Raw genomic sequence first — 566 nt, forward strand, 5'->3', positions numbered from 1 at the left:
TGGCTGGTCTCCGAGCTGCTCGATCCGCTCGATAACAAGGCCTTCATCGCTTTCGCTTACACCTATCCGTACCCGGTTACCTTCTTTAAGTCCTTTCAGCAGCACCGGGTCTGCGATCGGAAATGCCATCGTCATGCCCGGCATGTTCAATGTCTTGAATGGACCGTGAGACAAATTGACCTTGTCATCTTCTATGCCCACGATGGTGCCCTCGGCCTCGTGCAATGCGGGCACGGTGTTTACTGGCGATTGCTCTGGTTTGGTGGTCAGTCCGCGCAGACTGGCTTCGGAATCGAGCAGGAACTGCCCGGACGCAACCACGCGCTGGCCTTCATCAAGTCCCGACAACACTTCCGTCTTGAAATCAGTTTCGCGGCCGACCCTGACTTCTACGGGCCTGAACCTGCCTTCATCCTCGGAGAGCATAACAAGCGTGCGCCGACCTGTTCTGATTAGTGCTTCAGTGGGTACCACTAGGGCTACCTCTTCATCACGGCTTAAGGTCACGTCTGCGGTCATGCCGGGGCGCAGGAGTTGATCGGGATTGGGTAGCACGACTCGAACCC

At 56.7% G+C, this 566-nt stretch carries 1 protein-coding gene; it reads right to left on the minus strand.

The genetic code is table 11. From position 1 onward, the window contains the following. The coding region (locus V7756_RS19020; protein ID WP_335611765.1) for a copper-binding protein at positions 1–566 on the minus strand (566 nt) is incomplete at both ends.

The organism is Halopseudomonas sp. (assembly GCF_036961105.1).
In the GTDB taxonomy this organism is placed as follows: Bacteria; Pseudomonadota; Gammaproteobacteria; order Pseudomonadales; family Pseudomonadaceae; genus Halopseudomonas.